The following is a 24,795-nucleotide window of genomic DNA, read 5'->3' on the forward strand; positions in this document are numbered from 1 at the left end:
TAGTGCGACCCCCCGACAGCTTTTGACCCCGACCTTTAGACCGTGCGGAATCGCAGTGCGATCGATGCCGGGGCCGTGTGCAGCTTGTACTGCTCCGACAACGCAGGGCCACACGAGTTCGAGCCGATACCGGCCTGGGCGAGGTCCAGCGTCACGTACGTCGTCGACTCGTGCGGGGTCAGATCCGGGTGGTGCCCGGCCGCGGCCAGGTCCGCCGTGGTCCACCGGCGTACGGTCAACCCGAACAGGTCGGGCTCACCCTGCACCCGCAGGCCGCTCAGCAGGGCCCAGCGGGTGTCGATGCGATGACCGTTCTCCTGGGGCCGTACGTACGGCGTCTGCAGCTCGTCCACGCTCGCCTGGTACCGCCCGACGGCCGCGGCGGCCCTGGTGTCGGCGTACGCCTCGCCCGGGCCGGCGCCGAACCAGTCGACCGTTTCCACCCGCGGCAGTTCGAAGGTGATGCCAAGACGCGGCAGCGTGGCCGGGAACTGCCCGTCGGGTACGACCGACAGCCGCAGCCCGAGCGAGTCGTCCTCCGCCCGGGTCCAACGCCAGGTCGAAGTCAGGCCCCACTGCAGGGCCGGAGGCGCGGTCCGTACGACGACCTGCCAGGCGCCATCGACCACGCCGGCCGATACCACCCGGTGCTGGACCCGGTGTAGCCCGGCCTCTTCCCACGCCGCGGCCACACCGGGGATGCGGTCGTTGTCGGTCGGCGCGCGCCAAACATCCAGCCGGACATCGCGCAGCGCGTCGATCGAGATCCCGGCCGCGGTGACCTTGCCCTCGGCCGGTCCCACCTCAGCGGGCCCACCGATCGCCGTGGGCTCGTCGAGCCGGACCTGGCCCCAGGCGATCGGATGTCCCGCGTCCGCCCAGGTGGTCTCCTTGGCCAGTTCGGCGGTGACGGTCAGCCAGGTCTCCGGCCGGGTCGCGTCCACCTCCGGCAACGGCACAACACAGGTCTCACCCGGCCCGAGCACCGGAACATCGAGGGTGAACGATTCCACGTGCTGGCCCTCGACCTCGGCGACGGCCCGGAAGGTCAGGTTCGACGTGTCCAGCACCTCGTACCTGCTGGTGATGCGAAGGTTATTGCCGTCGGCAACGATGGCCAGCGGCTCGATCACCTTGGTGTACTCGACCATGCCCGGCGAGGGCGTCCGGTCCGGGAACAGCAGGCCGTCGCAGACGAAGTTGCCGTCGTGAATGGTCTCACCGAAGTCTCCGCCGTACGCGTAGAACTCGTTGCCCTTGGCATCGGTGGTACGCAGACCGTGGTCGATCCACTCCCAGATGAAGCCACCCTGACAGCGCGGGTACTTCTCGAACAGCGCGCGATAGTCGAGCAGTTCGCCCGGACCGTTGCCCATGGCATGCGCATACTCGCAGAGAATGAACGGTTTCCCCTTGTACAGCGAGGAATCCGCGCCGATCACCTCGACATCCTCAAGTGAGGTGTACATCTGCGAGTAGACGTCGACGAACTCGGCATCGCCGTCGCGTTCGTAGTGCACCGGCCGCGACGGGTCCCGATCGTGCGCGAAGTCGTACATCGCGCGCATGTTGTCGCCCATGCCACATTCGTTGCCCAGCGACCAGATCACGATGCTCGGGTGGTTCTTGTCCCGCTCGACCATGCGGCGCATGCGATCCACCAGGTCGTCGCGCCAGCGCTCGTCCATCACCGGGTTCGGCAGCTTCGGCGGCTCGGGCTCGTAGTCGAACCCATGGGTCTCCAGGTCGCACTCGTCCACGACGTACAACCCGTACTCGTCGCACAGGTCCAGGAAGTGCGGATGCGGCGGGTAGTGGCTCGTCCGGACGGAGTTGATCCCGGCCCGCTTCATCAGCAGAACGTCGTCCAGCATGTCCTGCTCGGTGAGCGCCCGGCCGCGATCCGGGTGGAACTCGTGCCGGTTGACGCCGTTGAACAACACCCGACGGCCATTGACCTGGAGTACGCCGTCGACGATCGCGACGGTACGGAATCCCACCCGCAGGCGGACCTCACCACCCGGCGCGCGCAGCACCGCGTCGTACAGGCGAGGCACTTCGGCGCTCCAGGGCTCGACGGCCTCGATCGCGACGCGCTCACCGGTGGGGATCTCGAGCCCGAGCTCGGGCAGTACGACCGTGCCGGCGACATCCGCCTCGACCAGGAGCGAGCCGCCACCGGTGAGGTGGTCGAAGTCGGCGTGTACGAAGACGTCCGTGGCCGCCTCCGGCCGCAGGGCGATCAGGTTCACCTCGCGGAAGATCCCGGACAGCCACCACATGTCCTGGTCCTCGAGGTAGCTCCCGGCAGACCACTGATGCACGCGCACCGCGATCGTCGCCTGCTCACCGGCCGTGACGAACCCGGTCAGGTCGAACTCGCTCGGCAGCCGGCTGCCCGAGGACCAGCCGATCAGCTCGCCGTTGACCCACACCGCGAAGCGGGAGTCCACGCCCTCGAACCGCAGCACGATCCGGGCGCCGTCCCAGTCCGCCGGAATCCCGACCGTACGCACGTAGTCGCCGGTCGGATTGTCCGTCGGCACGAACGGCGGTTCCAGCGGGAACGGGTAGTCGATATTCGTGTACGCCGGACTGCCGTGGCCGGCCAGCTGCCAGTGCGACGGCACGGCCAGATCCGACCAGCCGTCGGCGCCGGTGTCGGGATCCCCGAGGTCGTCCGGAGCCTCGGCCAGGCTCGGGGAGAGCCGGAACCGCCAGTCGCCGGTGAGCCGAAGGCGGGCCGCGTCGTCGTGCAGCCAGGCACGGGCGGGCAGGACGGAAGCGCCGGGCGCGAAGCTCTCGACGTACGAGTGGTCTGTCGTCACAGGCATTGACCGTACCGCCGGAAGACCGCAAAGACCACACAAGGTCCAACATTTGTGAACATCGTGCAGGATTTCACACCCTGCTCCCACCTTGGCGACGATCGGACCCGTTGCCGCTGCGAGGCAGCTTGCACCTGCCAGGCAGCGGACGAGCGGCAAAACGGGTCCGATCGTCGCCAAGGTCAGGTAAGGCCGGAGGGTTCGATCGTCGCAAAGGTCAGGCGTGGCCGGGAGGGTTCGACCGAGATCGAATGGTCTAGAGATCGACCCTCGCGACGGCATGATCGGTGTCATGACGATCAACCGAGTACTCGCTCTGCTCGCCCTTCCCGCCATCCTGGCCGGGTCCGCCACCACCGCGGGCGCCGCCACCCTCGCCGTCCCGCCCAACGACACGATGGACACCGCCGCCGAGCTCACCGTCGGCCGGCACGTGCTGGACACCCGGGAGGCGACGCGCGACAACGACGCCGACAGCATCTCCGAGGAGTGCGGCAACATCTTCAGCCCGCCCAAGGGCACCGTCTGGTACAAGGTCACCGCGACGACCGACCGGGTCCTGACCGTCGATTCGGCCGGCTCGAACTACCGCGTCGAGCTGATCGGCGTCCGGAAGAACCCGCCGTTCCACAGCTTCGACTGCAAGACGAAGGGCGCCCGGACCACCCTGAACGTCAAGGCCGGCGAAACCGTCTACCTGCTCAGCATGACCACCGCGCCGGCCGCCGGCACCCTGCGCCTGACCGTCACCGGCTAGTCCCGGCTCAGGCACCTGCGCAGTCGGCGCAGGTGCCGAGCAGGGCGACCTGTTCCGGGTCCAGGCGGAAGCCGAGCTCACGCTGGAGCTTGCGCCGGACCGGGTCCAGCGTGTTGCCCGGGGCATCGAGCACCGTGCCGCACTCGGAACACCGCAGGTGGATGTGCCGCGGCACGAGATCACCCGACAGGTGGTACGTCGTACCGGCGCGGCCGAGGTGCACGTGCGTGACCAGGCCGAACTCGCCGAGGGCTTCGAGGGCGCGGTAGACCGTCGCGCGGTGGATACCCGGGCGGAGGGACTCGGCTCGTTCGCCGATCTGCTCGGCACTCAGGTGTTCGTCGGTCGCCGCGAGCACCTCGACCACGGCCAGCCGGGCCGGGGTGACCCGCTCGCCTCGTTCGCGCAACCGGGCCGCCGTCACGTCGACTGTGTCGCGTAGGTGCGTCTTCGCAGGGGTCGCCATCTGTCCAGTGTCCCGCATTCGCGGGCGTTTGCGCGTCTTGTTCTCCGGGCGTTCGCACCGCCGCAGTCGGGTCATCCGGGCGGAGGAATATAGTCGAGAGCGAACCAGCCTTACTTTCTTCGGAGGATTCGTCGTGACCGACTACACCCTGCCGGATCTTGGCTATGACTACGGCGCACTCGAGCCGCACATTTCCGGCCAGATCATGGAGCTCCACCACTCCAAGCACCACCAGGCATATGTCACCGGCGCGAACACCGCGCTCGAGCAGCTGGCCGAGGCGCGGGAGAAGGACTCCTTCGGCACCGTGAACCAGCTCGGCAAGAACCTCGCGTTCAACCTCGCGGGTCACGTGAACCACACGGTGTTCTGGCAGAACCTCTCCCCGGACGGCGGCGACAAGCCGGACGGCGAGCTGGGTGCGGCGGTGGACGAGTTCTTCGGCTCGTTCGACGCGTTCCGCAAGCACTTCAGCGCCAACGCCCTCGGCATCCAGGGCTCCGGCTGGTCGATCCTGGCCTACGACACGCTGGGCCAGAAGCTGATCATCGAGCAGCTCTACGACCACCAGGGCAACCTCGCCCAGGGCCAGGTGCCGCTGCTGATGCTGGACATGTGGGAGCACGCCTTCTACCTGCAGTACCGCAACGTCAAGGCCGACTACGTCGACGCGTTCTGGAACATCGCCAACTGGGGCGACGTCGCCAAGCGTTTCGAGGCCGCTCGTACCCAGACGGCCGGCCTGATCACGCCTGCCTGACGCACCACCGAACAACCGAAAGGCCCCTCCAGGTGGAGGGGCCTTTCGTATGTCCACGCAGGTCCGAGGTGTGCGGGTCGCAACGTCTTCTTTGCGACGAGTGGACCCGTTTTGCCGCTCGTCCGCTACCTGTCAGGTGCAGGTCGCCTCGCAGCGGCAAACGGGTCCACTCGTCGCAAAGAAGACGGAGGTCGCAGCTCAGGACTTCTTGGCGGCGGTTTTTTTGGTGGTGGTCTTCTTGGCCGCGGTCTTCTTGGTCGTGGTGGCCTTCTTCGCGGCCGTCTTCTTCGTGGTGGCCTTCTTGGCGGTGGTCTTCTTGGCGGTGGTCTTCTTGGCCGGGGCCTTCTTCTTCTTGACCGGCCCGCGCGCCCGTTTCTCGGCGAGCAGTTCGGCGGCCCGCAGCAGCGAGATCGACTCGATCGAGTCGTCCTTGCGCAGGGTCGCGTTGGTCTCGCCATCGGTCACGTACGGCCCGAAGCGGCCTTCCTTCACGACCACTGGCTGACCCGACTCCGGGTCCTCGCCCAGTTCCTTCAACGGCGGTGCCGCCGCGCGCCGGCCACGCTGCTTCGGCTGGGCGTAGATCTTCAGCGCGTCTTCCAGCGTGATGTCGAAGATCTGGTCCTCGGTCTCGAGCGAGCGCGAGTCCGTGCCCTTCTTCAGGTACGGCCCGTAGCGCCCGTTCTGCGCGGTGATCTCGTCACCGGACTCGGGGTCCTTGCCGACCACTCGCGGCAGCGACAGCAGCTTCAGCGCCTCGTCGAGGGTGACCGATTCCAGCGTCATCGACTTCAGCAACGAGCCGGTCCGGGGCTTGGCGCTCTTCGGCGCGTCCTCGGGCAGCACCTCGGTCACGTACGGCCCGAAGCGCCCGGCCTTGGCGACGACCATCAGCCCGGACTCCGGGTCCTTGCCGAGTTCGAGCTCGACACCCGACGGCTGGCTGAGCAGTTCCTTGGCCTTGTCGACGGTCAACTCGTCGGGCGGCAGGTCCTCGGGCACGTTCGCCCGGTTGGCCTCGGCGTCCTCGACGTACGGGCCGTAGCGGCCGACGCGCACGACGATGCCACTGTCCGCGTCGCCGACACCGAAGGTGGACATTTCCCGGGCGTCGATGTCCTCGAGATCGCTGACCATGGACTTCAGGCCCTCGACCCCCTCGGTGCCGAAGTAGAAGCCGGCCAGCACCAGGCCGCGCTCGCGGTTACCCGCGGCGACCTCGTCCAGCACGTCCTCCATCGAGGCCGTGAAGGTGTAGTCGATCAGCCGGGTGAAGTGCTCCTCGAGCAGCCGCACCACTGCGAAGGCCAGCCACGCCGGAACCAGCGCGTTGCCCTTCTTGTAGATGTAGCCGCGGGCCTGAATCGTGCCGATGATCGAGGCGTACGTCGACGGGCGGCCGATCTCGCGCTCTTCCAGCTCGCGGATCAGCGTGGCTTCGGTGAATCGGGCCGGCGGCTTCGTCTCGTGCCCCGAGGCGACAACCTCTTCGGCCGGCAGTACGTCGCCCTCGGCGACATCCGGCAGCCGGGTCTCCTGGTCGTCGGTACCGGCGGAGGGATCGTCCGCGCCCTCGACGTACGCCTTGAGGAAGCCGTGGAAGGTGATCACCCGGCCGGACGAGGTGAAGTCGCAGTTCTCACCGGTCGAGGCGGTCGCGCCGATCTTGATCGAGACGCTGCGGCCTTCGGCGTCCTTCATCTGGGACGCGATCGTGCGCATCCAGATCAGCTCGTAGAGCCGGAACTCGGCGCCGCTGAGGCCGGTCTGTGCCGGGGTCTGGAAGTGCTCACCGGCTGGGCGGATCGCCTCGTGCGCCTCCTGGGCGTTCTTCACCTTGGAGGTGTACACGCGCGGCTTGTCCGGCAGGTAGTTCGCGCCGTACAGCTCGCGGACCTGGGCCCGGGCCGCGGTCAGCGCGGTGTCCGACAGCGTCACCGAGTCGGTACGCATATAGGTGATGTTGCCGTTCTCGTACAGTCGCTGGGCGATCTGCATCGTCTGCGAGGCGGACATGCCGAGCTTGCGGCTGGCCTCCTGCTGCAGGGTGGTGGTCCTGAACGGCGCATACGGCTTGCGGGTGTACGGCTTGGACTCGATCGAGTTGACCGTGAACCGCGCGGCACGCAGGTTCTCCGCGAGCGCGGTGGCGGTCTGCTCGTCGAGGTGGACCGTGTTCTGGCTCTTGAGCTCACCGGTCGGAGCGAAGTCGCGGCCCTGGGCCACCCGGGCGCCGTTGACCGCGACCAGGCGGGACGGGAACAGCCGGGGCTGGCGTCCTTCACCCGCGTCGAGGGTGGCGTCGAGGTCCCAGTAGGAGGCGGTACGGAAGGCGATCCGCTCGCGCTCGCGGTCGACCACCATCCGGGTCGCGACGGACTGGACCCGGCCCGCCGACAGCTTCGGCATGACCTTCTTCCACAGCACCGGCGAGACCTCGTAGCCGTAGAGCCGGTCGAGAATGCGCCGGGCCTCCTGGGCGTCGACCAGGTCGTCGTTGATAGCGCGGGCGCTGCCGACGGCGTCCTGGATCGCCTTCGGCGTGATCTCGTGGAAGACCATGCGCTTGACCGGAACCTTCGGCTTCAGCTCGTCCAGCAGGTGCCACGCGATGGCCTCACCCTCGCGGTCCTCATCTGTCGCGAGGTAGAGCTCGGAGGCGCCCTTGAGCAGATCCTTCAGCTTCCGGATCTGGGCCTTCTTGTCGGCCGGTACGACGTACAGCGGATCGAAGTTCTGCTCGATGTTGACGCCAAGGCGGGCCCAGGCCTCACCTTTGAACTTCGCCGGGATCTCGTCGGCGCCCTTGGGCAGGTCGCGGATATGGCCGAAGCTCGACTCCACCACGTAACCGGACCCGAGGAAGCCGGCGATCATCCGCGCCTTCTTCGGCGACTCGACGATCACCAGGCGCTGTCCCGCGCCCGCTGCTGCCGTGGTTCCTGATGCCCCTGCCACTGCGCTCCTTGCCCGAATCTCCATCGCGTTACGTGGTGCGTCGCACCGTTGGTGCCGACGCTCGTCAACGTGCCAGTCCGACCGCTTGTTCCCCCGTGACGCGGGCGTGAACCCGTTCTGCTCCGAGGACAGAGTACGGCCGACGGCAACGCATTTCTCAACGCACGGTAACCGGTCGCGTCGACCTTACGCCTGCCACCCTCGCATCCCCCGGCCCCGAAGTAACGTTTCGAGACCAGGGGATGGACGGTTTCCGGCCGCGCTTTCGGCCCCGTAACCGGCTCAGAAGACGAAGCGGACCTCCGGGTGGGCAGGTGACGGACCCCACAGCAGCGGCTGCGGCCGGCCCTTCAGGAACCGCTCGAAGAACGCGCCCAGATACGCCCGCTGAGCCCGCACACTGCCGGCCGGATCGACCTTTCCGAGCGCCTCGGTGACCGTCTCGGCCGGGAGGCCGTTCGCCCGGGCCAGGCCGGGCAGCGAGAACTGGTAGTCGGCGAACGACCCGTGCGTGCCCTGCGGAATGTTCAGGTCGAGCTTCCAGCCGCGCTGGTGCCACCAGAACGACGTCCAGGCCGGGTCGTCCAGCGGATGACCCGGAATCGGCAGATGCGTGTGCTTGTCCGCGCCGAACAACAAGAACGGCCGGTCCAGGCCGAGCTTCGCGACCGGGCTCAGCTCCTGGGTCTGGAGGTCGTACATCATCGTGCCGTCGAGATTCACGCCCGCGTCGAGGCGCCGGTCCACCAGCATCGTCTCGGCCGCGGCGAATCCCCCCGCCGAGTACCCGAACATGCCGATCCGGCGCAGATCGAGCGCCCGCCCGAGCCCACGCGGCAGCGCCCGGCCGTTCACGTCCGGGTTGCGCCCGGCCGCGAGCCGCTCCAGCTCGTCGAGCACGAACCGGGTGTCGGCGCCTCGAATCCCCATGGCCTTCTTGATCATTCCGGCCGGATCCGGCGGCAACTGGACGGGATGTACGCGACCACCGGGGAACTCGACCGGAGCCTCGCCCGGGTGGTCCATCGTGACCACGACGTAGCCGCGACTGACCAGTTCCTCGACCTGGTTCGTGCCGAGCAGCCGGGAGGTACCGAACCCGGGGGAATACAGCACGACCGGGTGCCGTCCGAGCGCCGGTACGCCGGTCCGCGCGTGCGTCCGTACCGTCGCGTAGTCGAGGCGGTCCGCCGGGAGCTGGAGGAACTGCGTGAGGTCAGCCGCCAGCAGGGGCGCGACCTTCGCGGGGGCGTACGGCGCCCGCGGGCCGTTCGCGCCCGGAACCGCCGGGTACCAGACGGTGGTCATCAGCTCGCGCTTTCCGGCGTTGGTCCACGGGTTCGGCCGGGACCGGTCGATCAGGTGCAACTCGGTGCTGCCGATCGCGGACTTGCCGGTCGGCTTCGGCAACTCCGGCCGGTACGGCGGCGCCGCTGCGCTCGAACCGCCTGCGGCGGCGATAGCGCTGGCTGCGGTGGTAGCGGTGATGGCGCCGGCGGCGGTGGCAGGGGAAATCGTGCCGGCGATGGGGACGACGGCGATTGCTAAGGCGGCGAGAAGCCGCCGACGGGTGGGCGTCGATCGATTCGTCATGGGTCGACCCTGTCGCGACCGGCGGTCAGCTCACATCCATCCGCGGAGGGAAACCCCTCCCCCACCCGACGGGCCTCGCGACCTAGTGACAAAGCCGGATGAGTGAGTTATCAATGTTCCCAATCTGTTCATTCATGCTTGAAGTGAGGCACATGTGAGCATCATCGGTCGCAAACGCGCCTGGGTGCCCGGACTGGTTCTGGCCGTGCTGGCCGGCCTGCTGGCCGGCGCTCCAGCCACGGCGAAGACCCAGGACACGGCGCAGGCGCAGGACACCGCGTTGGGAGCCGTGACCGGCTTCGCCGCCGACGGAGCGACGTACACGCTCACGGCCGGTACGGCGAAGGTCCGGGTCAGCTTCCTCAAGGACGACGTCTTCCGGATCTGGCTGGCCCCGGACGGCAACTTCACCGATCCCGCGAGTACGCCGCCGGAGGATCCGCAAGCTCCTTCGTCGACGATCGTGATCAAGAACGACTACGCCAAGCCGGCCACGACCTGGCAGGACCTCGGCGGCTACTACTCACTCCGGACCAAGGCGATCGAACTGCGCGCGGCCAAGTCGCCGCTGCGGTTCTCGCTGCACCGGGCCGACGGCTCGCTGGTCTGGGCCGAGACCGCGCCGCTGTCGTGGTCGAACGACTCGACCAGTCAGTCGCTCGCGCGCGGTGCCACCGAGCAGTTCTTCGGTGGCGGCATGCAGAACGGCCGGTTCTCGCACCGCGGCCAGACGATCGAGGTCGCCCGCAACTTCAACTGGGAGGACGGCGGTAATCCCAACGCCTCTCCGTACTACATGAGCACCGCCGGGTACGGCGTACTGCGCAACACCTTCACGCCCGGCAGCTACGCCTTCAACGAGCCGGTGGTCGCCAAGCACAGCGAGAAGCGGTTCGACGCGTACTACTTCGTGGGAGACCTCAAGACCTCCCTGAACCGCTACACCGAGCTCACGGGCCGTCCGTTCATGCCTCCGATCTACGGCCTGGAGTACGGCGACTCGGACTGCTACAACCGCGGGCACTACGCCAAGGACCCGGACCCGAGCAACGACTGGAAGGTCCACCCGGAGAAGCAGACGACGCTCGATGCGGTCAAGGTGGCTCAGCGGTTCCAGGACGAGGACATGCCCGGCGGCTGGATGCTGGTGAACGACGACTACGGCTGCGGCTACTCCGACGACCAGGAGTTCGAGCAGGTTGAAGGCACTTGGTGGGGCAAGCGCGAGATCGAGCCGCTCAAGCAGACCGGTGACGAACTACGCAAGCGCAACATTGAGATGGGCCTGTGGACCCAGTCCGCGCTCGACCGTCAGCCGTCCGAGGTCGGCGAGGCCGGAGTCCGCGTACGCAAGCTCGACGTGGCTTGGGTCGGCCCGGGCTATCGGTACGCGCTCAGCGCCTGCGACACCGCACACGGCGGTATAGAGCAGTACAGCAACGCCCGGGGTTACGCCTGGATGGTGGAGGGTTGGGCCGGTGCACAGCGTTGCGCGGTCCAGTGGACGGGTGACCACAGTGGTTCGCTCGACGCGATCAAGTGGCAGATCCCGGCCATCCACGGCTCGGGCAACTCCGGTATCGCCTACAGCGCGGGAGACGTCGACGGCATCTTCGGCGGTTCCCCGACCAGTTACGTGCGGGACATGCAGTGGAAGGTCTTCAACCCGGCCTTCATGACGATGAGCGGTTGGGCCACTCCGGCGTACAAGCAGCCCTGGGCATACGGAGCGCCGTACACGGACATCAACCGCAAGTACCTCAAGCTGCGCGAGCGCCTGCTGCCGTACTTCTACACGTACGCCGCTGAGGCCCACCGGACCGGTGCGCCACTGAACCGCTCGCTGGTCCTGGAGTACCCGGACGACCCCAAGACCTGGGACGACACCACGAAGTACGAGTTCCTCGCCGGCAAGGAATTCCTGGTCGCACCGATGTGGGGCGCCGACGAGGTCAAGAACGGCATCTACCTGCCCGAGGGAACTTGGGTCGACTACTGGTCCGGCAAGGTCTACCAGGGCCCGACCACGATCAACGGCTACCACGCGCCGCTCGACACGTTGCCGCTGTTCGTCAAGGGTGGCGCGATCGTGCCGATGTGGAAGAAGGGCATCAACAGCGCGAACGAGCAGGCCTTCGGCGACCGGCTCACGCTCGACGTCTACCCGCAGGGCAAGTCGACATTCTCGCTGTACGAGGACGACCGGGTCACCCGGGACTACAAGGCCCGTTCGGCCACCCAGCGGTTCGACGCCGTGGCGCCGGTCAGCGGCCGCGGCGACGTCACCGTCAAGATCGGCAAGAGCCTCGGCTCGTACGCCGGTAAGCCCGCCTCCCGTGCGTACGAGTTGACCGTGCACACGGGCACCAACCCGCACGGGGTTTCGATCGACGGCACCCGGCTGGCGAAGCTCGCGAGCGCGAGCGCCTACGAGACGGCCTCGACCGGCTGGTACTACGCGGACGGCGTGGTGAAGGTCAAGACGGCCAAGATCGCCGCCAACCGCGAAGGCCTGGTACTGCTCAGTGGAACCTCTGCTGTGGGTGGTCCGAACGCTGCGGACACGTTGGGCGTTCCCGAGCTCATCACCCCGGCCCTGTGGAACGCGCCGGGTCAGGCCACGGAGGTCACCGCCACCTTCCGCAACGGTGGTACCAGCACGATGCGCGACGTACGGCTTGGGTTCGATCTGCCGAGTGGCTGGACTTCAACCGGGCAAGGGACCTTCGCGGTGGTTGAGCCCGGGCAGACGGTTTCGGCGAAGCTGTCGGTCACACCTGCGGCCGAGGTCAAGCCCGCCACGTTCACGTTGCGACTGGACGCTACGTACACCTCACGCGGTTCGTCGTACCGGAGCAGCACGTACGCGACCGCACAGTTGCCCTACGCCTCGTTGTCCGACGCGGCCACAGTGGTTGGCGTGACGGACAAGAACACCTTTGCCACGGGCAACTTCGACGGCTCGGGCAATAGCTTCAACGGCGAGGCCCTGGCCGCTGCTGGCTTCACGCCTGGTGCGAAGGTCACTGTGCAGGGCGCCGAGTTCACCTGGCCGACAGGTGTTCCCGGCACTGCGAACCTCGTGAAGAACCAAGGCGCGCCCATCCTCGTCAACGGGACTGGGAGCCACCTAGCGCTCCTGGGCGCCGGTGCGAGCCTTAACGCCAAGGGCTCGGTGAAGGTCATTTACACCGACGGAACCGAGTCCAGCCATGCATTCCAGTTACCCAACTGGTGTTGCCAGGACCCGACTACGGGCGGCGCCAAGGTGGCCGTCGCGGTCAAGGGCCGGTACACGGCGGCAGGTCTCGCGAACACCACTACGGACTACCGCGTCTTCTACACGGCAGTGCCGCTCACACCGGGTAAGACGGTCCGGGCGATCAAGCTGCCTGGCGGCGGTCTCGGGTTCTTCGCGGCAACCGTGGCGAACAAGCCCTTGCCACCGGCTCCGACCGGCCAGGTCTGGGTCAGCGACCTGGAGTGGATCGACTCGAGCAACGGGTACGGCCCGATCGAGCGGGATCGCAGCAACGGCGAGGACGGACCGGCCGACGGTGGCCCGTTGACGCTGAACGGCGTCCAATACGCAAAGGGCCTCGGAACGCACGCGCCGTCGGCCGTTTCGGTCCGGCTCGGCGGTAACTGCAGCACGTTCACCGCGAAGATCGGGGTGGACGACGAGATGGCCGACCGCGGCCGGGTGATCTTCAAGGTGGCGGTCGACGGTGTGGTGAAGTACACGTCCGACCTGCTCACCGGCAGCTCACCGACCGTGCCGGTCTCGGTCGATCTGACCGGCGGCCAGACGTTGTCCTTGCAGGTCACGGACTCCGGTGACGGCATCACCAGCGATCACGCCGACTGGGCGGAGGCCAAACTCACCTGTGCCTGAGCGGTAGAACCGCGAAGAGCCCTGCGTTATAACGCAGGGCTCTTCGTCGTTACAAGCTACTTTCGTCGCTGCCTGCCCTGGGATTTCCCGGGTCTTCAGTCCAGGGGGCGAAACAGGGAGGCGCCGGTGGCGAGTGAACCGGCGTCCGTGACAATGTCTGCTCTGGCACGTCCATGGTCCCCTCCCATGGTGGTGCCGGTGCTACCGCAAAGGTAGTGCCACCACCATCAAATTTGGTCCCTGACACCGATACCGTCTGGTGCGCAGATAGTCGGGGGCGGTCAGAGAGGGCGGCGGAAAGTCATGGTTGCGACATCACTGAAGAAGTGGGTGGGCAATCGCATCCTGAGCAGGGCGACCCGCAAGGGTCTGGACCTGTCCAAGTTGCGGGTGGTGCCGAGCCAGATCTCGATGCCGCTGCGACGCGACGGCCTGGATCCGGTGCCGGAGCTGGGCAAGTTGCGCGAAACCGAACCAGTGAGCCGGCTGGCCAACCTGTTCGGGCTGAACATCTGGCTGGTCACCGGCCACGAGGAGGCCAAGGCCGTTCTCGCCGATACGAAGAACTTCAGCAACGACATCCGGCCGATGATCGGCAACGACCCGTCCAAACCGGCCGAGGGCATCGGTGGTCTGGGCTTCACCGATCCGCCGGACCACACCCGGCTGCGCAAGTTCCTCACGCCGGAGTTCACCGTCCGGCGGCTGGCCCGGCTGACACCGAAGATCGAGCACATCGTCGAGTCCCAGCTGGACCTGATGCAGTCCAAGGGCCCGGTCGTCGACCTGGTGGCGGACTTCGCGTTCGCCGTACCGTTCCTGGTGATCGCGGACCTGCTCGGCGTGGACGAGTCCGACCGCGACCGCTTCCGCGAACTGGGCCCGGCCCGGTTCGACCTGTCCGGCGGTGGCGTCGGGGTGTTCAGTGCGGCGAGTGAGTCCCGCGAGTTCCTGTTCGAGATCGTCGCCAAGCAGCGGAAGAACCCCGGCGAGGGCCTGATCGGCAACATCATCCGCGAACGCGGCGACGAGTTGGACGACGTGGAACTGGGCGGCCTCGCCGACGGAGTGTTCCTGGGCGGTTACGAAACGTCCGCGAGCATGCTGGCACTGGGAACGCTCGTACTGCTGCGCGATCCGGAGAACTTCCGCCGCATCCGCGAGGAGGAAGGCGCGGTCGACGCCATCGTGGAGGAACTGCTGCGCTACCTGACCGTCGTACAGGTCGCGTTCCCGCGGTTCGCCAAGCACGACCAGGTGGTCTTCGGCCAGCAGGTCAGCAAAGGCGACCTGGTCGCCGTCTCGCTGGCCGGCGCCGACCGCGACCGCGAGGTCTTCGGCCCGGACGCGGAACGCTTCTACCCGCAGCGCGCTCCCGCCGCCCACCTCGCCTTCGGCCACGGCATGCACCGCTGCGTCGGCGCCGAACTGGCCCGGATGGAACTACGAGCCGCCTTCAAAGCCCTGGCCAACCGCTTCCCGGACCTGTCCCTGGCCGTCGCCCCGGAACAACTCCGCTTCCGCGACTTCTCCATCGTCTACGGCGTCGAGTCCCTCCCCGTCCGCCTCCACGCCGAACCCGCCACCACCGCCCAAGCCGGCTAACCCACCCGCCCCCGCCCCCACCCCCACCCGCCGCCGACACTCCCTGTATCCCGTTCATCGGACCCTTGTGACGCGGCGTGTCGGCATTCATCGGACCCTTGTGACCAAGGCGGCACGCAGCACAACGGCGCTTGGTCACAAGAGTCCGACGACACGCGGGGGCGTGGCCACAAGAGTCCGATGAACCGCGACACACCGCGTCACAAGGGTCCGATGACACGCTGGGGTGGGTCAGTTGAGGCCGGAGGGGACGGAGATTACGGCGCGGTAGTTGGGGTATTCGGTGAGGGACCAGATCGAGTCGGGATTGGCCGGGTCGGACCAGTAGCTGAGGTCCTCGGCGCCGTAGATCCAGCCGTACGACGTGACCGTGGTGCTGCCGCGGTTCCAGATCCGGAGTGTGCCGTAGTTGCCCGTCGGACCACCCGAACCCGCGCTGGAGGAGAACCAGAAGCGGCCGTCGCGCGCCGCCACGCCTTGCATACTGAGGAATCCGGTCGAGTAGGCCTCGCTGCCGTAGGTCTTACCGTCGGCCTCCTGCGCCGGGAGGCGGTCGGTGTAATCCAGCGGGAATCGCACGATCCGGCTGGTGCCCGAGCTGTCCGGGGTCCATTCGCCCATCACCATGCTGTCCGGCGTCGTCGCCCGGTCGAGCGATACGAACGAATACCGCAGCGCCGCGCCGGCATTGCGGACCCACCCGGTCTGCAACATCACGTAGGCGTAATCGTGCGCGTGAAAAGTACCGTCGGACTGTTTTCCGATCGCATTCGCCTTACCGGTATCGGCCGAGTAGATCTTGCGGAAATCGAAAATGCGGAAGCCGGTACCGGTATCGGCCACGTACAGCAGGTCGCCGTACCAGAAGATGCCGCCGGCATGGATCGGCACGGCCTTGTAGTTGCCGCCGGCAATCGGCTCGACCAGCAGCAGATGCCTGTAGTTGTTGGCGAAATCCGCGTCCCAGTCGGTCAGGGACAATCGCACACCCTTGTTCGGCGAACCGGCCGTGTCGTTCTCGGGCTTGTGGTACCAGCTGTTCGCGATCAGCTGGTGGTTGTCGTACTGCCCGGCCGCGAGCGCGTCCCGGGTGGTGGTGATGCCCTGGGGATACCAGTGATCCGCGGCGTCGTCACCGTCGTTCCAGCAGAAGCCGCCCACTGCGGAACCCCAGCGGTCGGTGGCGGGCTTGTAGGCGGAGGCGTTGCAGAGCGCACCGCGCGGGCGGTTTGCGGCCTGCATCACCTGGTCAACGGTTTTGCGACGGCCGGTCAGGGCCGTCTCCAGCGCGGTAACCTTGGAGGCAAGCCCGGTCATATCGGTGGTCAGGCTGAACTGCCGGGCGTTGATGGCGGTCGGACCGGCCAGCACGGACGCCGGCGCGGCTGTCGCGAACGGCGCGAGCAGTGCCACGGTCAAGGTGCCCAGGGCGGCGGTGAGTCTCAGTTTTCGCATCGTATCCCCAGAAGAAGTTGGGCGGGTCAGAAATTTACATTCCCAGGTATTTGTGCGTTTATTCCTAACACGGCCGGAAGCTGCCGGATAGTGCAACTGGATGACACGGGGACGAATAGTGCATGAGAATGACTCCGCGTCTGTGCGGCCGGGAGGTGAGATGCAGCAGACCCTGTCCGCCCGGATCGCGGCTGCGATGACCCGCGCCCAGTCGGGTAGCCCGATCGAGGCCGCCGCCGATATCCGCCAGGTGCTGCGCGAGATCGGCCCCGAGCCGACGTACGAGCGCGCCTCCGCGGAGTATGTCCGGGCCGTCGCGGCGCATCACAGCAGCGACAGCGAAGGCGTGCTGGAGGCGGTCGAGTCGTGCATTCGGGTGTCCCGCGCGATCGGTGAGCCGGGCTGGGAGGCCAACGCGCTCGCGCTGCGTATCGTCACCCGCCTGCGGACCGGCGAAGGTGGTGACTCGGTCGCGGACCTGGTCGCCGCCGAACAGGCCCTGAGCCGCAGCGAGGACGAGGCCCTGGCCGGCTGGGCCCATACCGGCCTCGGTTACGCCTACGACCTGCTGCGCTTGTTCGAGCTGTGCATCCCGCACTTCGAGCTGGCCGCCGCGCACGACACGGATCCGCTCGAACTACCCGAGTCCACCGCGATCGACCGGCTCAACCTGGCCGAGTCGAACCTGCGCTGGGCCCACGAGATGGAACGCCTCGGCGATCCGGCGTACGACCCGCAGATCGCCGAACGACGGGCCGAGGCCAGGCGCTGGGCCGGGCAGGCGATCGACGCGATCGTGGCCGACGACCTGGTCGGGTACTGGCCGATCGCCGGGCGGATGTGGCTCGCCGCTAGCGACGGCGCGAGCGATCCGGCGGCCGCGGCCGTCGTACTGCGGGATTGCCGCGACCAGCTGACCAAGCTCGGCGATCAGGAACTCGCGGCGATCGCCGGCGCCTATCTCGCCCAGGCTTATGCGGCCATGGGCCGGATCGAGGAGGCCCTGGCCGCCGCTGACCGAGCGGTGTCCGAGCTGCCGCCGACGCCGGATCCGCCCGTTGAGGCCCTCATTCGGAACACGGCCGTCCAGATCCTCGCGGACACCGGCGACGCGGGCGCCCGCGCCGGCCTGCAGTACGCACGATCGATCGCGCGTGGCTGGTGGGCCGAGCGACTACGCGGGCTGTACGCCGTGCGCAGCGCCCTCGCCAGCCAGGAGCTGTCCGAGCGGCACGACGCGGAATGGCGCGCTGCCCGGGAGGATCCGCTCACCGGCGTCGGGAACCGCCGTGCGCTGGACGAGCGGATGGCCGCGGCCCGGTCCGGCCGATCGGTCGCGGTCGTGTTGATCGACGTGGACAACCTCAAGGTGATCAACGACAACTACGGTCACGCCTGCGGGGACCAGGTACTTCGCCGGGTCGGGCAACTCCTGACCGAGCAGTCCCGCGCCGAGGACGTTGTCGCCCGGGCCGGTGGTGACGAGTTCGTCGTGGTGCTGGACAACCCCGACGAGCGCGGTGCCCGGGAGCTGGTCGAACGCATCCTGGCCGCGGCGGAACTGGTCGCCACCACGGCCGAGGAGCCCTGGTTCGCGATGCTGCGCGTCAGTATCGGCTTCGCCACCAGCACCGACGGCACACCGTTCGAGGAACTGCTCGAAGAAGCCGACATCCGTATGTACGCCCACAAGCGCCGCCGCGGCCGGTGACTTCCCTGGACGCACTTACGCCGGGTCGAGGAAGCCTTCGCGGATGAGTCGGGTGATCTCGGGCAGGTAGTCGCGATGCAGGTCGTCCACCGGGCGGTCGAGCAGATCAGCCAGGGCACCGAGGATCTGCCCGACGCTCAGGTCCCCGTCGCACGCACCGGTGAATCCGGCCAGCACGGTGTCGGCCTGTTCCGCCCGGCGCATTCCACGCTGCCGCCGCAGCACGATCGTGGCCGGGTCGTCCGCGCCCGGTGGACCCGCGCTCTCCTCGATCACGTCGGCCGCGACGACCAGGTGCTGCCCGAGCAGGTCTGCGGGCACCTCCCGCTCGAACCGGGCCTGGATGTGTGGCCCGATCGGCTGCTCGATCTCGTACGGCCAGGCCTCACACTCGGCCTGGCCCGGCACGTTGCGCAGGGTGATCCAGCCCATGCCGATGGCCTCGACCTGCTGGTCCTCCAGCCAGGTGAGCCATTCGTCGTACCGCTGGACGTATTCCGGCCGCCCGTGCAGTCCCGCGTCGCGCAGCCACAGCTCGACGTACTCCGCGGGATCGAGGACCTCGCGCTGAACCACCCAGGCCGCGCGGTCAGCGGTCCAGCCGGCCAGGCGGTCCTGCCATTGCTCACCGCGGACGTGGGTCCAGTTGGCCAGCAGCTGGCACCAACCACCTTCGGTCAAGTGTTCCGGCGCTTGGCGGAGCAGGCGCTCGACCACCTCGTCGCCGGCGAAACCCGTCTCCCGGTAGGTGAGCTTGCCTTCGCTCGGGGGCGCGATGACGTACGGCGGATTGCTGACGACCAGGTCGAAGCGTTCCCCGGCGACCGGCTCGTACAGACTGCCTTCGCGGACGTCGATGTCGATCTCGTTCAGCTCCGCGGTCCAGCGGGCCAGCAACAACGCGCGCGGATTGACGTCGGTGGCGACAACCCGGCCGGCCTTCTCGGCCAGATGCAACGCCTGAATGCCGCAGCCGGTACCAACGTCCAGCGCACTGTCCACCCGAACCGGCACGGTGAGGTTGACCAGGCTGATACTGGCCGGGGCGATGCCGAGCACGTAGTCCGTGCGCATGGGCTCACGCCGGCCGTCCAGACCGGGCGTGAGATCCGCGATCACCCACCAGGATCGATCGTCCTCGGCGTACGGCCGGACATCCAGCAGCGCCTTCACTTCCTTGCCGTCGGCAACCAGGAGGTCAGGGAAATTCTCGATGGACGCACCGAAGGCCTTCTCCACAAGGTCTTTCGACACCCAGCGCTGCAACAGGAACAGCCGGATCAAGGTGTCGAGTGGATCGCCCGAGTCGGTTCCGCGCCAGGCGGGAGTGGTCTCGTTCCGGGCCAGCGCGGCATGGGCATCACCCAGCCGGGCCGCCACTGCGTCGACGGTATAACCGGCACCTTCGAGTACGTCGCGCAGGCGCGGGATCATTCGTTGCTCCCAGCAACTGCCGTGGTGTAGAGGATGTTGCCGGACTCAACGAAGTCCTCGGCGTCGAGCTGGGACAGCTCCCGCGCGGCCACCGTGAGACAGGCCGTACGGCGCTCCGGGGCCAGCAGCTCCAGCCGTCGCGCCATTGAACCGACGACCTTCGAATGCTCGATGAACTGCTGCCAGCCGGACTGATGCCGGAACGGCTCGGGCGTGATCCGGACCTCCCCGAACCCGGCCGTCCGGACCGCCTGCCCGAGCGCCTCCGGGTCAGCCGTCACCGCGCCCGATGGCATTTGCGGGGACGGGTCCGGCGGCGCGCCGAAGTCCTCGATGACCCGCACCCACACGTCGTACGCCGGATGCGGATCGTGCGTTGACCAGGTCACCGCCGCGAACGAGCCACCCGTACGGAGGACTCGCCGTACCTCGCTCAATCCGAGCGGCAGATCGGGCAGGTGGAACAGCACGAACGGCATCACCACGGCATCCAGCACGCCATCCGCGAACGGCAGGGCCTGCACATCCGCGACCACCCGGCCGTACGCCGCCGGCGCCCGCTGCAGCATCGCCTCAGTCAAGTCCGCGCCGATGACGGTGGCCTGAGGCGCACGATCGGCCAGGTGAGGCAGGAGCCGCCCGGGACCACAGCCGAGCTCGGCCACCCGTCGAGCGTCGGTGAGCGGCAAGCGATCCGCGACGGCCTTGGCGTGCAGCGCGAGGGTGTCCGCCCAAACGCCGTCGTATGCCGTCGCCACCCGGCTGTAGTTGTCGCGAATGGCTCGGGTCGTAGTCACCCGCTCATCCTGTCAAACCTCGGTACGACGACCGGTACACCCCGCCGAAGGATCAGAACCCGGGACCGGGTCAGCCCTGGCGGCGGGAGACCTCGCGTAGGACGTCCGCTAAGCGCCCTAGGACGGCCTTGCGGTGCGGGACGTGGACCTGGGCGTCCTGCAGCGGCGGCTCGACTCCACGGTCCACCAGGACGTAGAGGGCTCGCAGCAGGTTGACGGTGTTTGTGAGCGGTGCCGGGATACCACCGTCGAATCCGCTCAACTGCAATCCAACGGACGCTGGGCCGAGCCAACCCGTCGCATCGTGCTCGGTGAGCTCCGGCCTGGTCAGCGTCGACGCGAGTGCGTATGCGAGCCGATCGTCCTCCAGATCCCGAAGGACGTAGGAGGTGGGAGTGAGCACTCGAGCCAGGCCAAGTTCCAGCAGGGGCCTTGGCTCCACCTCGTCGACCTGGCCGAAGGTGGCGAGCAGATCGGCTCCATGCGCGACGGCGTGTAGCCAGCCGAGAGACGCGTCATGACCGCGAAGGTCCTGCTCCGCGCCGTACCACCGGGTGAACGGCTCGACCCAGCGCGACTCGAAGACCCCCGCCGAGACGATGCAGTCCAGAATCAACGGCGCGAACGTCCTGGCCTGGATCTCGCTGTCCCCGAATCGCTCGGCCATCTCGTCACCGAGGCGGACCAACTGCGCGGCCGGTACCACCCCGCGGTCGATCCAGGTCGCCAGCGTCGAGTAGGCCTGCCGGTCCCGCGTGAGCGGGTCCGGCGAACGGAGCAGGCCGGACAACTCCTCGACCATCTCCTCGACCGGGCGGTCTGTCGGTACGGCGAAGTCGTCGGCTCGCACCTGCGCCCAGTCGGTCATCCGGGCAGGTTAGCCGCCTGGAACGAAAACAGCCCGTGGTTTCTCCGGCGAACCGGAGAAACCACGGGCAGTGCGGCCAGGACCCCTCAGCCCGGCCGGGCTTTCGGGGGCTACGCGTCGCGCTTGTTGGTCACGAAGAGCGCGATGGCGAGCAGACCCGCGGCCCAGGCGGCGAAGTACAGCAGCGCGGCCCACGGGCTCAGGGCGAAGGTGCCCATGCCGCCCTCGCCGGCCGCGGCACCGAAGTCCTGCGCCTGGATGATGAACGAGTCGGCGTTCGCGAACGGCGCCCACCGACTCAAGTCGTCGCCGACCTTGGGGATCAGGCTCACCAGGCTCTCGACCGCCAGCGGCCAGAGCACCAGCAGTGCCACGGCCCCGGCGCTCTGCCGCAATAGCGCGCCGACCGCGACCGCGATGACCGCGGCGATCGCGTAGACCAGGCCTTGCCCGGCCACCATCCGCCACTCGGCGCCGGTGTCGATGGCCATGTCGGCGCTGCCGGCGAACACGGTGCCCACCGCCCAGGCGCCGAAGGAGGCGACCAGGCCGACCAGGCCGGCCAGGCCTGCCACCACCGCGGTCTTGCCGAGCAGCATCGAGGTCCGGTTCGGAATGGCCTGGAAGCTGGTCCGGATCGTGCCGAACCGGTACTCGGTGGTGATGGCCAATGCCGCCATCACCATGATCACCATCCGGCTCAGGCTGACGCCGGCCTGGGTGAAGAAGACGGTCACGTCATCGTTGGCGGCGAGCCCGGTCAGCAGCGCCGACAGGCCCACCGACAGCACTGCCGCGACGATCATGCACCACCACGGCGAGCGGGTGGAGAAGAGCTTGATGCGCTCGACTGCGATCACTGACATGTCAGTTGTCCTCCTGCGGCCCGGCGGCCACCTCGGTCGCGGAGACGCCGGGAGCGTTCACTGCGGTCACCGCGGCGATCTCGTCGGTGCCGTGGTACTCGACGGAATCGCCCGTCATCTGCATGAACGCGGCCTCCAGCGAGCCACGCTTCAGCGTCAGCTCGTGCAGCACGATGTTCTGCGCGGCGGCGGCCTCACCGATCAGGTCGGTGGTCACGTCACCCTCGACGATCAGCGCCTTGCCGTCCATGCCGTCCTTGCCCTGGTCCTCGATCCGGGTGACCAGGTTCTGGCGCTGCAGCACGCTCTGCAGAGCGTCGAGCTGCGGGCTGCGCACCAGCACGGTGGTGCCGCTGGCGCGGTCGACGAACTCCTGCGTGGTGCACTGCGCGATCAGCTTGCCGCGGCCGATGACGACCAGTTCCTCGGCGGTCAGCGCCATCTCCGACAGCAGGTGGCTGGAGACGAAAACCGTGCGGCCTTCGTCGGCCAGCTTGTGCATGAAGGTCCGGATCCAGACGATGCCCTCGGGGTCGAGGCCGTTGACCGGCTCGTCGAACAGCAGCACCTCGGGATCGCCCAGCAGCGCCCCGGCGATACCGAGCCGCTGGGACATACCCAGCGAGTAGGCGCCGGCCCGCTTGCCGGCCACCGAACGCAGGCCGACCATGTCGAGCACTTCGTCGACCCGCTTCTTCGGCAGCTTGTTGGAGGCCGCCATCCAGTTCAGGTGGGCCCGGGCCGACCGGTTCGGGTGCACCCACTTGGCGTCCAGCAACGCGCCGACCTTGGTCAGCGGGCGCTTCAGGTCGCGGTAGTGCTGGCCGTCGATCCGGACATCGCCGCCACTGGGCGTGTCCAGACCGAGGATCATGCGCATCGTGGTGGACTTGCCGGCACCGTTAGGACCCAGGAAGCCCGTCACCTTACCGGTCTTGACACTGAACGACAGGTTGTCGACGGCAACAGTTTCGCCGTAACGCTTGGTGAGGCCGGTTGCCTCGATCATCGGTACTCCTCGTCCGTGTGCACACCAGGTCTCTGGGGCGGGTATCAGGATCAGTATCGAGGCACCGAGAGGTCAGTACATCGGACCCGGGGCGGATTCCGCGTGTCCACCCTGGGGTGGATTCTGCTCCTGCCCCGGGCGCGCCGCCATCGGTTGTTCCCCTGAACCGGGCTCAGGGCCGACCCTGAGCCCGGTCTACTTCAGCCTTCAGTCAGGCCGCGGGTTCCCGGCGTCAGGGTTACTGCGGCAGGGCGAAGGTGACCGTCATCGGCTTGAAGTTCAGCGTGCCGCTCTTGGGATTGGCCTGCTTGATCCAGAACGGGTCGGCCACGAAGTTCGCCACCGGCGCGTAGGTCATCGTCAGCGACTTCACGTCATCGGCCACGCCGACCGCGAACCAGGACTTGTTCGCGCCGCCTTCGCGCAGCGTCGGCAACGCGCCGGCGAGCGGGTACTTCCGGCCGCGGTCGTCGGTCAGCGTCAGGCTCTTGGCGCTGTCGTAGGTGGCGGTCTGGTAGTAGTTGATCGGAGCCGTACGACGCAGCGAGCCGTCGTCGAAGTCGAACTTCAGCCAGACCGTGCCCGGCTTCGCCCAGCCACCGTTGCCCAAGTACGGCTTGAGCTGGACCGTGGTGAAGCGGACGGTGTGCTCCAGCCCGAACAGCCCGTTGACCACCTTCGTCAACGGATAGGTCTTGTCGAGCCGGACCTCCGAGGCCGATCGGTAGTAGGCCGGCACGTTCTTCGACGTACGCTCACCGGTCGTCAGTGACAGGGTCTGCTCCAGCCCGGCCGACGTCACCACCAGCTGCGCGTCCTGCCCTTGCGGAATGCCCGCCACCAGGGTCTGCTGCTTCGGCTGCGGCTCGTCCTCACCGGACAACTCCAACGGCTTCCGCGTGGTGCCCACCTTCACGGCGTACGTCGTTTTGGTCTTCGGGTCGTCCGTGCCTTCGGGCCCCGCGCTGATCGTGAAGGTGATCGCCCGCAGCTCCTCACCTTCGGCCGGTCCGCGAAGCTCGACGCCACCCGTGCCCGGCAGGGTCGGAAGTTCGGCCACCTCGTGCACCTTGAGGTCCACCGAGGGCGTGACGATGTGACCCACCTTGGGATCGGGCTTCTTCGGCTCGGTCAATTGCAGGCCGTCGACGAGCTCCAGGAAGCCCTTCTCCACCGGGGGCGCTTGCGGCGGGTCGAGGGCCTCTGGGTTCTCCGGGATCTGCGCGCCGTCGGGACGCCAGGCCTCGCGGTCGTCCGGGAAGTCGGCACCCACACTCTTCGGTTCGGCGTTGGTCATCGTGAGCTTGCCGTCCTCGCCCACCTGCGCCTCGAACGACCAGACGTCGAAGACGCCGTCGTCCTTCGCACCAAGATGCCGGATCGGACCGCAGAACGCCTGCCGGTCGAACTCCTTGCTCTCCTTCGCCCGGGCCAGCCAGCAGTGGGACCCGTCGCCCAGGCTGACTTCCTGCTTCCCGACGGCGTTGCGCCAGTCGCCTTCCAGCTGCTGCAGGAACGGCGCCTTCTCGTCGACGTCCTTGCCATCCAGCTTCAGCTCGGACGAACAACCGGCCAGCACCACCAGCGAGGCCACCAGGCCCACCGCACCGAACCGACGGGCGCGACGCATAAGGATTTCCTTTCCTCCGGGACGGGTCGCTGCACATCTTCGCAGCCCACGAGCCCATCGCGCTGCCATCGACCCGCCGCCTGTGGATAACCACGGCCAGGAATGGGCAAGGGCCCACAGGCGAGTGCCTGTGGGCCCTTGTCGGTAAGGGTGTTGCCGCGGC

Annotated in this window: 16 protein-coding genes; 5 read left to right on the forward strand and 11 right to left on the reverse strand. The window is 67.8% G+C overall.

Annotation, left to right across the window (positions count from 1 at the left end; all coding sequences use genetic code 11):
- Window positions 1-35: 35 nt before the first annotated feature.
- Window positions 36-2,834 carry a glycoside hydrolase family 2 TIM barrel-domain containing protein gene (locus ACFFGN_RS26305; protein ID WP_380052580.1) on the reverse strand — a complete coding sequence of 933 codons (2,799 nt, stop codon included), beginning with the start codon at window positions 2,832-2,834 and terminating at the stop codon, window positions 36-38.
- A 286-nt stretch (window positions 2,835-3,120) separates the two neighbouring features.
- Here ACFFGN_RS26305 and ACFFGN_RS26310 point away from each other — a divergent pair, with 286 nt between their 5' ends.
- Window positions 3,121-3,585, forward strand: coding sequence for a hypothetical protein (locus ACFFGN_RS26310; protein WP_380052582.1), 465 nt, complete (start codon window positions 3,121-3,123; stop codon window positions 3,583-3,585).
- Between the two features lie 7 nt (window positions 3,586-3,592).
- Here the strand turns inward: ACFFGN_RS26310 and ACFFGN_RS26315 are convergent, their stop codons facing one another.
- Complete coding sequence (locus ACFFGN_RS26315) at window positions 3,593-4,051, reverse strand: Fur family transcriptional regulator (protein ID WP_380052584.1); 459 nt, start codon at window positions 4,049-4,051, stop codon at window positions 3,593-3,595.
- Window positions 4,052-4,184: 133 nt separating this feature from the next.
- On the opposite strand from ACFFGN_RS26315, the gene ACFFGN_RS26320 reads away from it, so the two are divergent.
- Complete coding sequence (locus tag ACFFGN_RS26320) at window positions 4,185-4,811, forward strand: superoxide dismutase (protein ID WP_380052586.1); 627 nt, start codon at window positions 4,185-4,187, stop codon at window positions 4,809-4,811.
- Window positions 4,812-5,009: 198 nt separating this feature from the next.
- On the opposite strand, the gene topA is transcribed toward ACFFGN_RS26320, so the two are convergent.
- The gene (gene topA, locus ACFFGN_RS26325) at window positions 5,010-7,769 is read right to left on the reverse strand and encodes a type I DNA topoisomerase (protein WP_380052588.1); all 2,760 of its coding nucleotides are present in this window, start codon (window positions 7,767-7,769) and stop codon (window positions 5,010-5,012) included.
- 282 nt (window positions 7,770-8,051) lie between these two features.
- Window positions 8,052-9,362 (reverse strand): alpha/beta hydrolase family protein, encoded by a 1,311-nt coding sequence (locus ACFFGN_RS26330; RefSeq protein ID WP_380052590.1) that lies wholly within the window; start codon window positions 9,360-9,362, stop codon window positions 8,052-8,054.
- Between the two features lie 154 nt (window positions 9,363-9,516).
- On the opposite strand from ACFFGN_RS26330, the gene ACFFGN_RS26335 reads away from it, so the two are divergent.
- Together ACFFGN_RS26335 and ACFFGN_RS26340 are read left to right on the forward strand one after the other, a co-directional pair.
- Complete coding sequence (locus ACFFGN_RS26335; protein WP_380052592.1) at window positions 9,517-13,257, forward strand: NPCBM/NEW2 domain-containing protein; 3,741 nt, start codon at window positions 9,517-9,519, stop codon at window positions 13,255-13,257.
- A gap of 303 nt (window positions 13,258-13,560) precedes the next feature.
- Window positions 13,561-14,862 (forward strand): cytochrome P450, encoded by a 1,302-nt coding sequence (locus ACFFGN_RS26340; protein ID WP_380052594.1) that lies wholly within the window; start codon window positions 13,561-13,563, stop codon window positions 14,860-14,862.
- 231 nt (window positions 14,863-15,093) lie between these two features.
- On the opposite strand, the gene ACFFGN_RS26345 is transcribed toward ACFFGN_RS26340, so the two are convergent.
- Window positions 15,094-16,317: a hypothetical protein gene (locus ACFFGN_RS26345; protein WP_380052596.1), complete on the reverse strand. Its 1,224-nt coding sequence runs from the start codon at window positions 16,315-16,317 to the stop codon at window positions 15,094-15,096.
- 160 nt (window positions 16,318-16,477) lie between these two features.
- On the opposite strand from ACFFGN_RS26345, the gene ACFFGN_RS26350 reads away from it, so the two are divergent.
- Window positions 16,478-18,028 (forward strand): GGDEF domain-containing protein, encoded by a 1,551-nt coding sequence (locus ACFFGN_RS26350; RefSeq protein ID WP_380052598.1) that lies wholly within the window; start codon window positions 16,478-16,480, stop codon window positions 18,026-18,028.
- Between the two features lie 15 nt (window positions 18,029-18,043).
- Here ACFFGN_RS26350 and ACFFGN_RS26355 read toward each other — a convergent pair whose 3' ends face one another.
- From ACFFGN_RS26355 to ACFFGN_RS26380, 6 genes are all read right to left on the reverse strand, one after another.
- Window positions 18,044-19,462, reverse strand: a complete 1,419-nt coding sequence (locus tag ACFFGN_RS26355) for a DUF7059 domain-containing protein (protein WP_380052600.1) — start codon at window positions 19,460-19,462, stop codon at window positions 18,044-18,046.
- Complete coding sequence (locus ACFFGN_RS26360) at window positions 19,459-20,259, reverse strand: class I SAM-dependent methyltransferase (RefSeq protein ID WP_380052602.1); 801 nt, start codon at window positions 20,257-20,259, stop codon at window positions 19,459-19,461. Before ACFFGN_RS26360 ends, ACFFGN_RS26355 begins: the two co-directional genes overlap by 4 nt.
- Before the next feature lie 70 nt (window positions 20,260-20,329).
- Window positions 20,330-21,127 (reverse strand): DUF2785 domain-containing protein, encoded by a 798-nt coding sequence (locus tag ACFFGN_RS26365; RefSeq protein WP_380052604.1) that lies wholly within the window; start codon window positions 21,125-21,127, stop codon window positions 20,330-20,332.
- Window positions 21,128-21,237: 110 nt separating this feature from the next.
- Window positions 21,238-21,993, reverse strand: a complete 756-nt coding sequence (locus tag ACFFGN_RS26370) for an ABC transporter permease subunit (protein WP_380052606.1) — start codon at window positions 21,991-21,993, stop codon at window positions 21,238-21,240.
- A gap of 1 nt (window position 21,994) precedes the next feature.
- Complete coding sequence (locus ACFFGN_RS26375; protein ID WP_380052608.1) at window positions 21,995-23,002, reverse strand: ABC transporter ATP-binding protein; 1,008 nt, start codon at window positions 23,000-23,002, stop codon at window positions 21,995-21,997.
- Window positions 23,003-23,240: 238 nt separating this feature from the next.
- Window positions 23,241-24,632, reverse strand: coding sequence for a hypothetical protein (locus ACFFGN_RS26380; RefSeq protein WP_380052610.1), 1,392 nt, complete (start codon window positions 24,630-24,632; stop codon window positions 23,241-23,243).
- Window positions 24,633-24,795 lie beyond the last annotated feature (163 nt).

It is taken from the genome of Kribbella deserti (assembly GCF_042434725.1).
GTDB classification, from domain to species: Bacteria; Actinomycetota; Actinomycetes; order Propionibacteriales; family Kribbellaceae; genus Kribbella; species Kribbella deserti.

Excerpts from the sequence above, each read along its gene's own strand:
- ACFFGN_RS26375 (WP_380052608.1), bottom strand. The coding sequence starts at position 23,002 with ATGATCGAGGCAACCGGCCTCACCAAGCGTTACGGCGAAACTGTTGCC.
- ACFFGN_RS26350 (WP_380052598.1), top strand. The coding sequence starts at position 16,478 with ATGCAGCAGACCCTGTCCGCCCGGATCGCGGCTGCGATGACCCGCGCC.
- ACFFGN_RS26305 (WP_380052580.1), bottom strand. The coding sequence starts at position 2,834 with ATGCCTGTGACGACAGACCACTCGTACGTCGAGAGCTTCGCGCCCGGC.
- ACFFGN_RS26365 (WP_380052604.1), bottom strand. The coding sequence starts at position 21,127 with ATGACCGACTGGGCGCAGGTGCGAGCCGACGACTTCGCCGTACCGACA.
- ACFFGN_RS26355 (WP_380052600.1), bottom strand. The coding sequence starts at position 19,462 with ATGATCCCGCGCCTGCGCGACGTACTCGAAGGTGCCGGTTATACCGTC.
- ACFFGN_RS26340 (WP_380052594.1), top strand. The coding sequence starts at position 13,561 with ATGGTTGCGACATCACTGAAGAAGTGGGTGGGCAATCGCATCCTGAGC.
- ACFFGN_RS26370 (WP_380052606.1), bottom strand. The coding sequence starts at position 21,993 with ATGTCAGTGATCGCAGTCGAGCGCATCAAGCTCTTCTCCACCCGCTCG.
- ACFFGN_RS26380 (WP_380052610.1), bottom strand. The coding sequence starts at position 24,632 with ATGCGTCGCGCCCGTCGGTTCGGTGCGGTGGGCCTGGTGGCCTCGCTG.
- ACFFGN_RS26330 (WP_380052590.1), bottom strand. The coding sequence starts at position 9,362 with ATGACGAATCGATCGACGCCCACCCGTCGGCGGCTTCTCGCCGCCTTA.
- ACFFGN_RS26315 (WP_380052584.1), bottom strand. The coding sequence starts at position 4,051 with ATGGCGACCCCTGCGAAGACGCACCTACGCGACACAGTCGACGTGACG.
- ACFFGN_RS26310 (WP_380052582.1), top strand. The coding sequence starts at position 3,121 with ATGACGATCAACCGAGTACTCGCTCTGCTCGCCCTTCCCGCCATCCTG.
- ACFFGN_RS26345 (WP_380052596.1), bottom strand. The coding sequence starts at position 16,317 with ATGCGAAAACTGAGACTCACCGCCGCCCTGGGCACCTTGACCGTGGCA.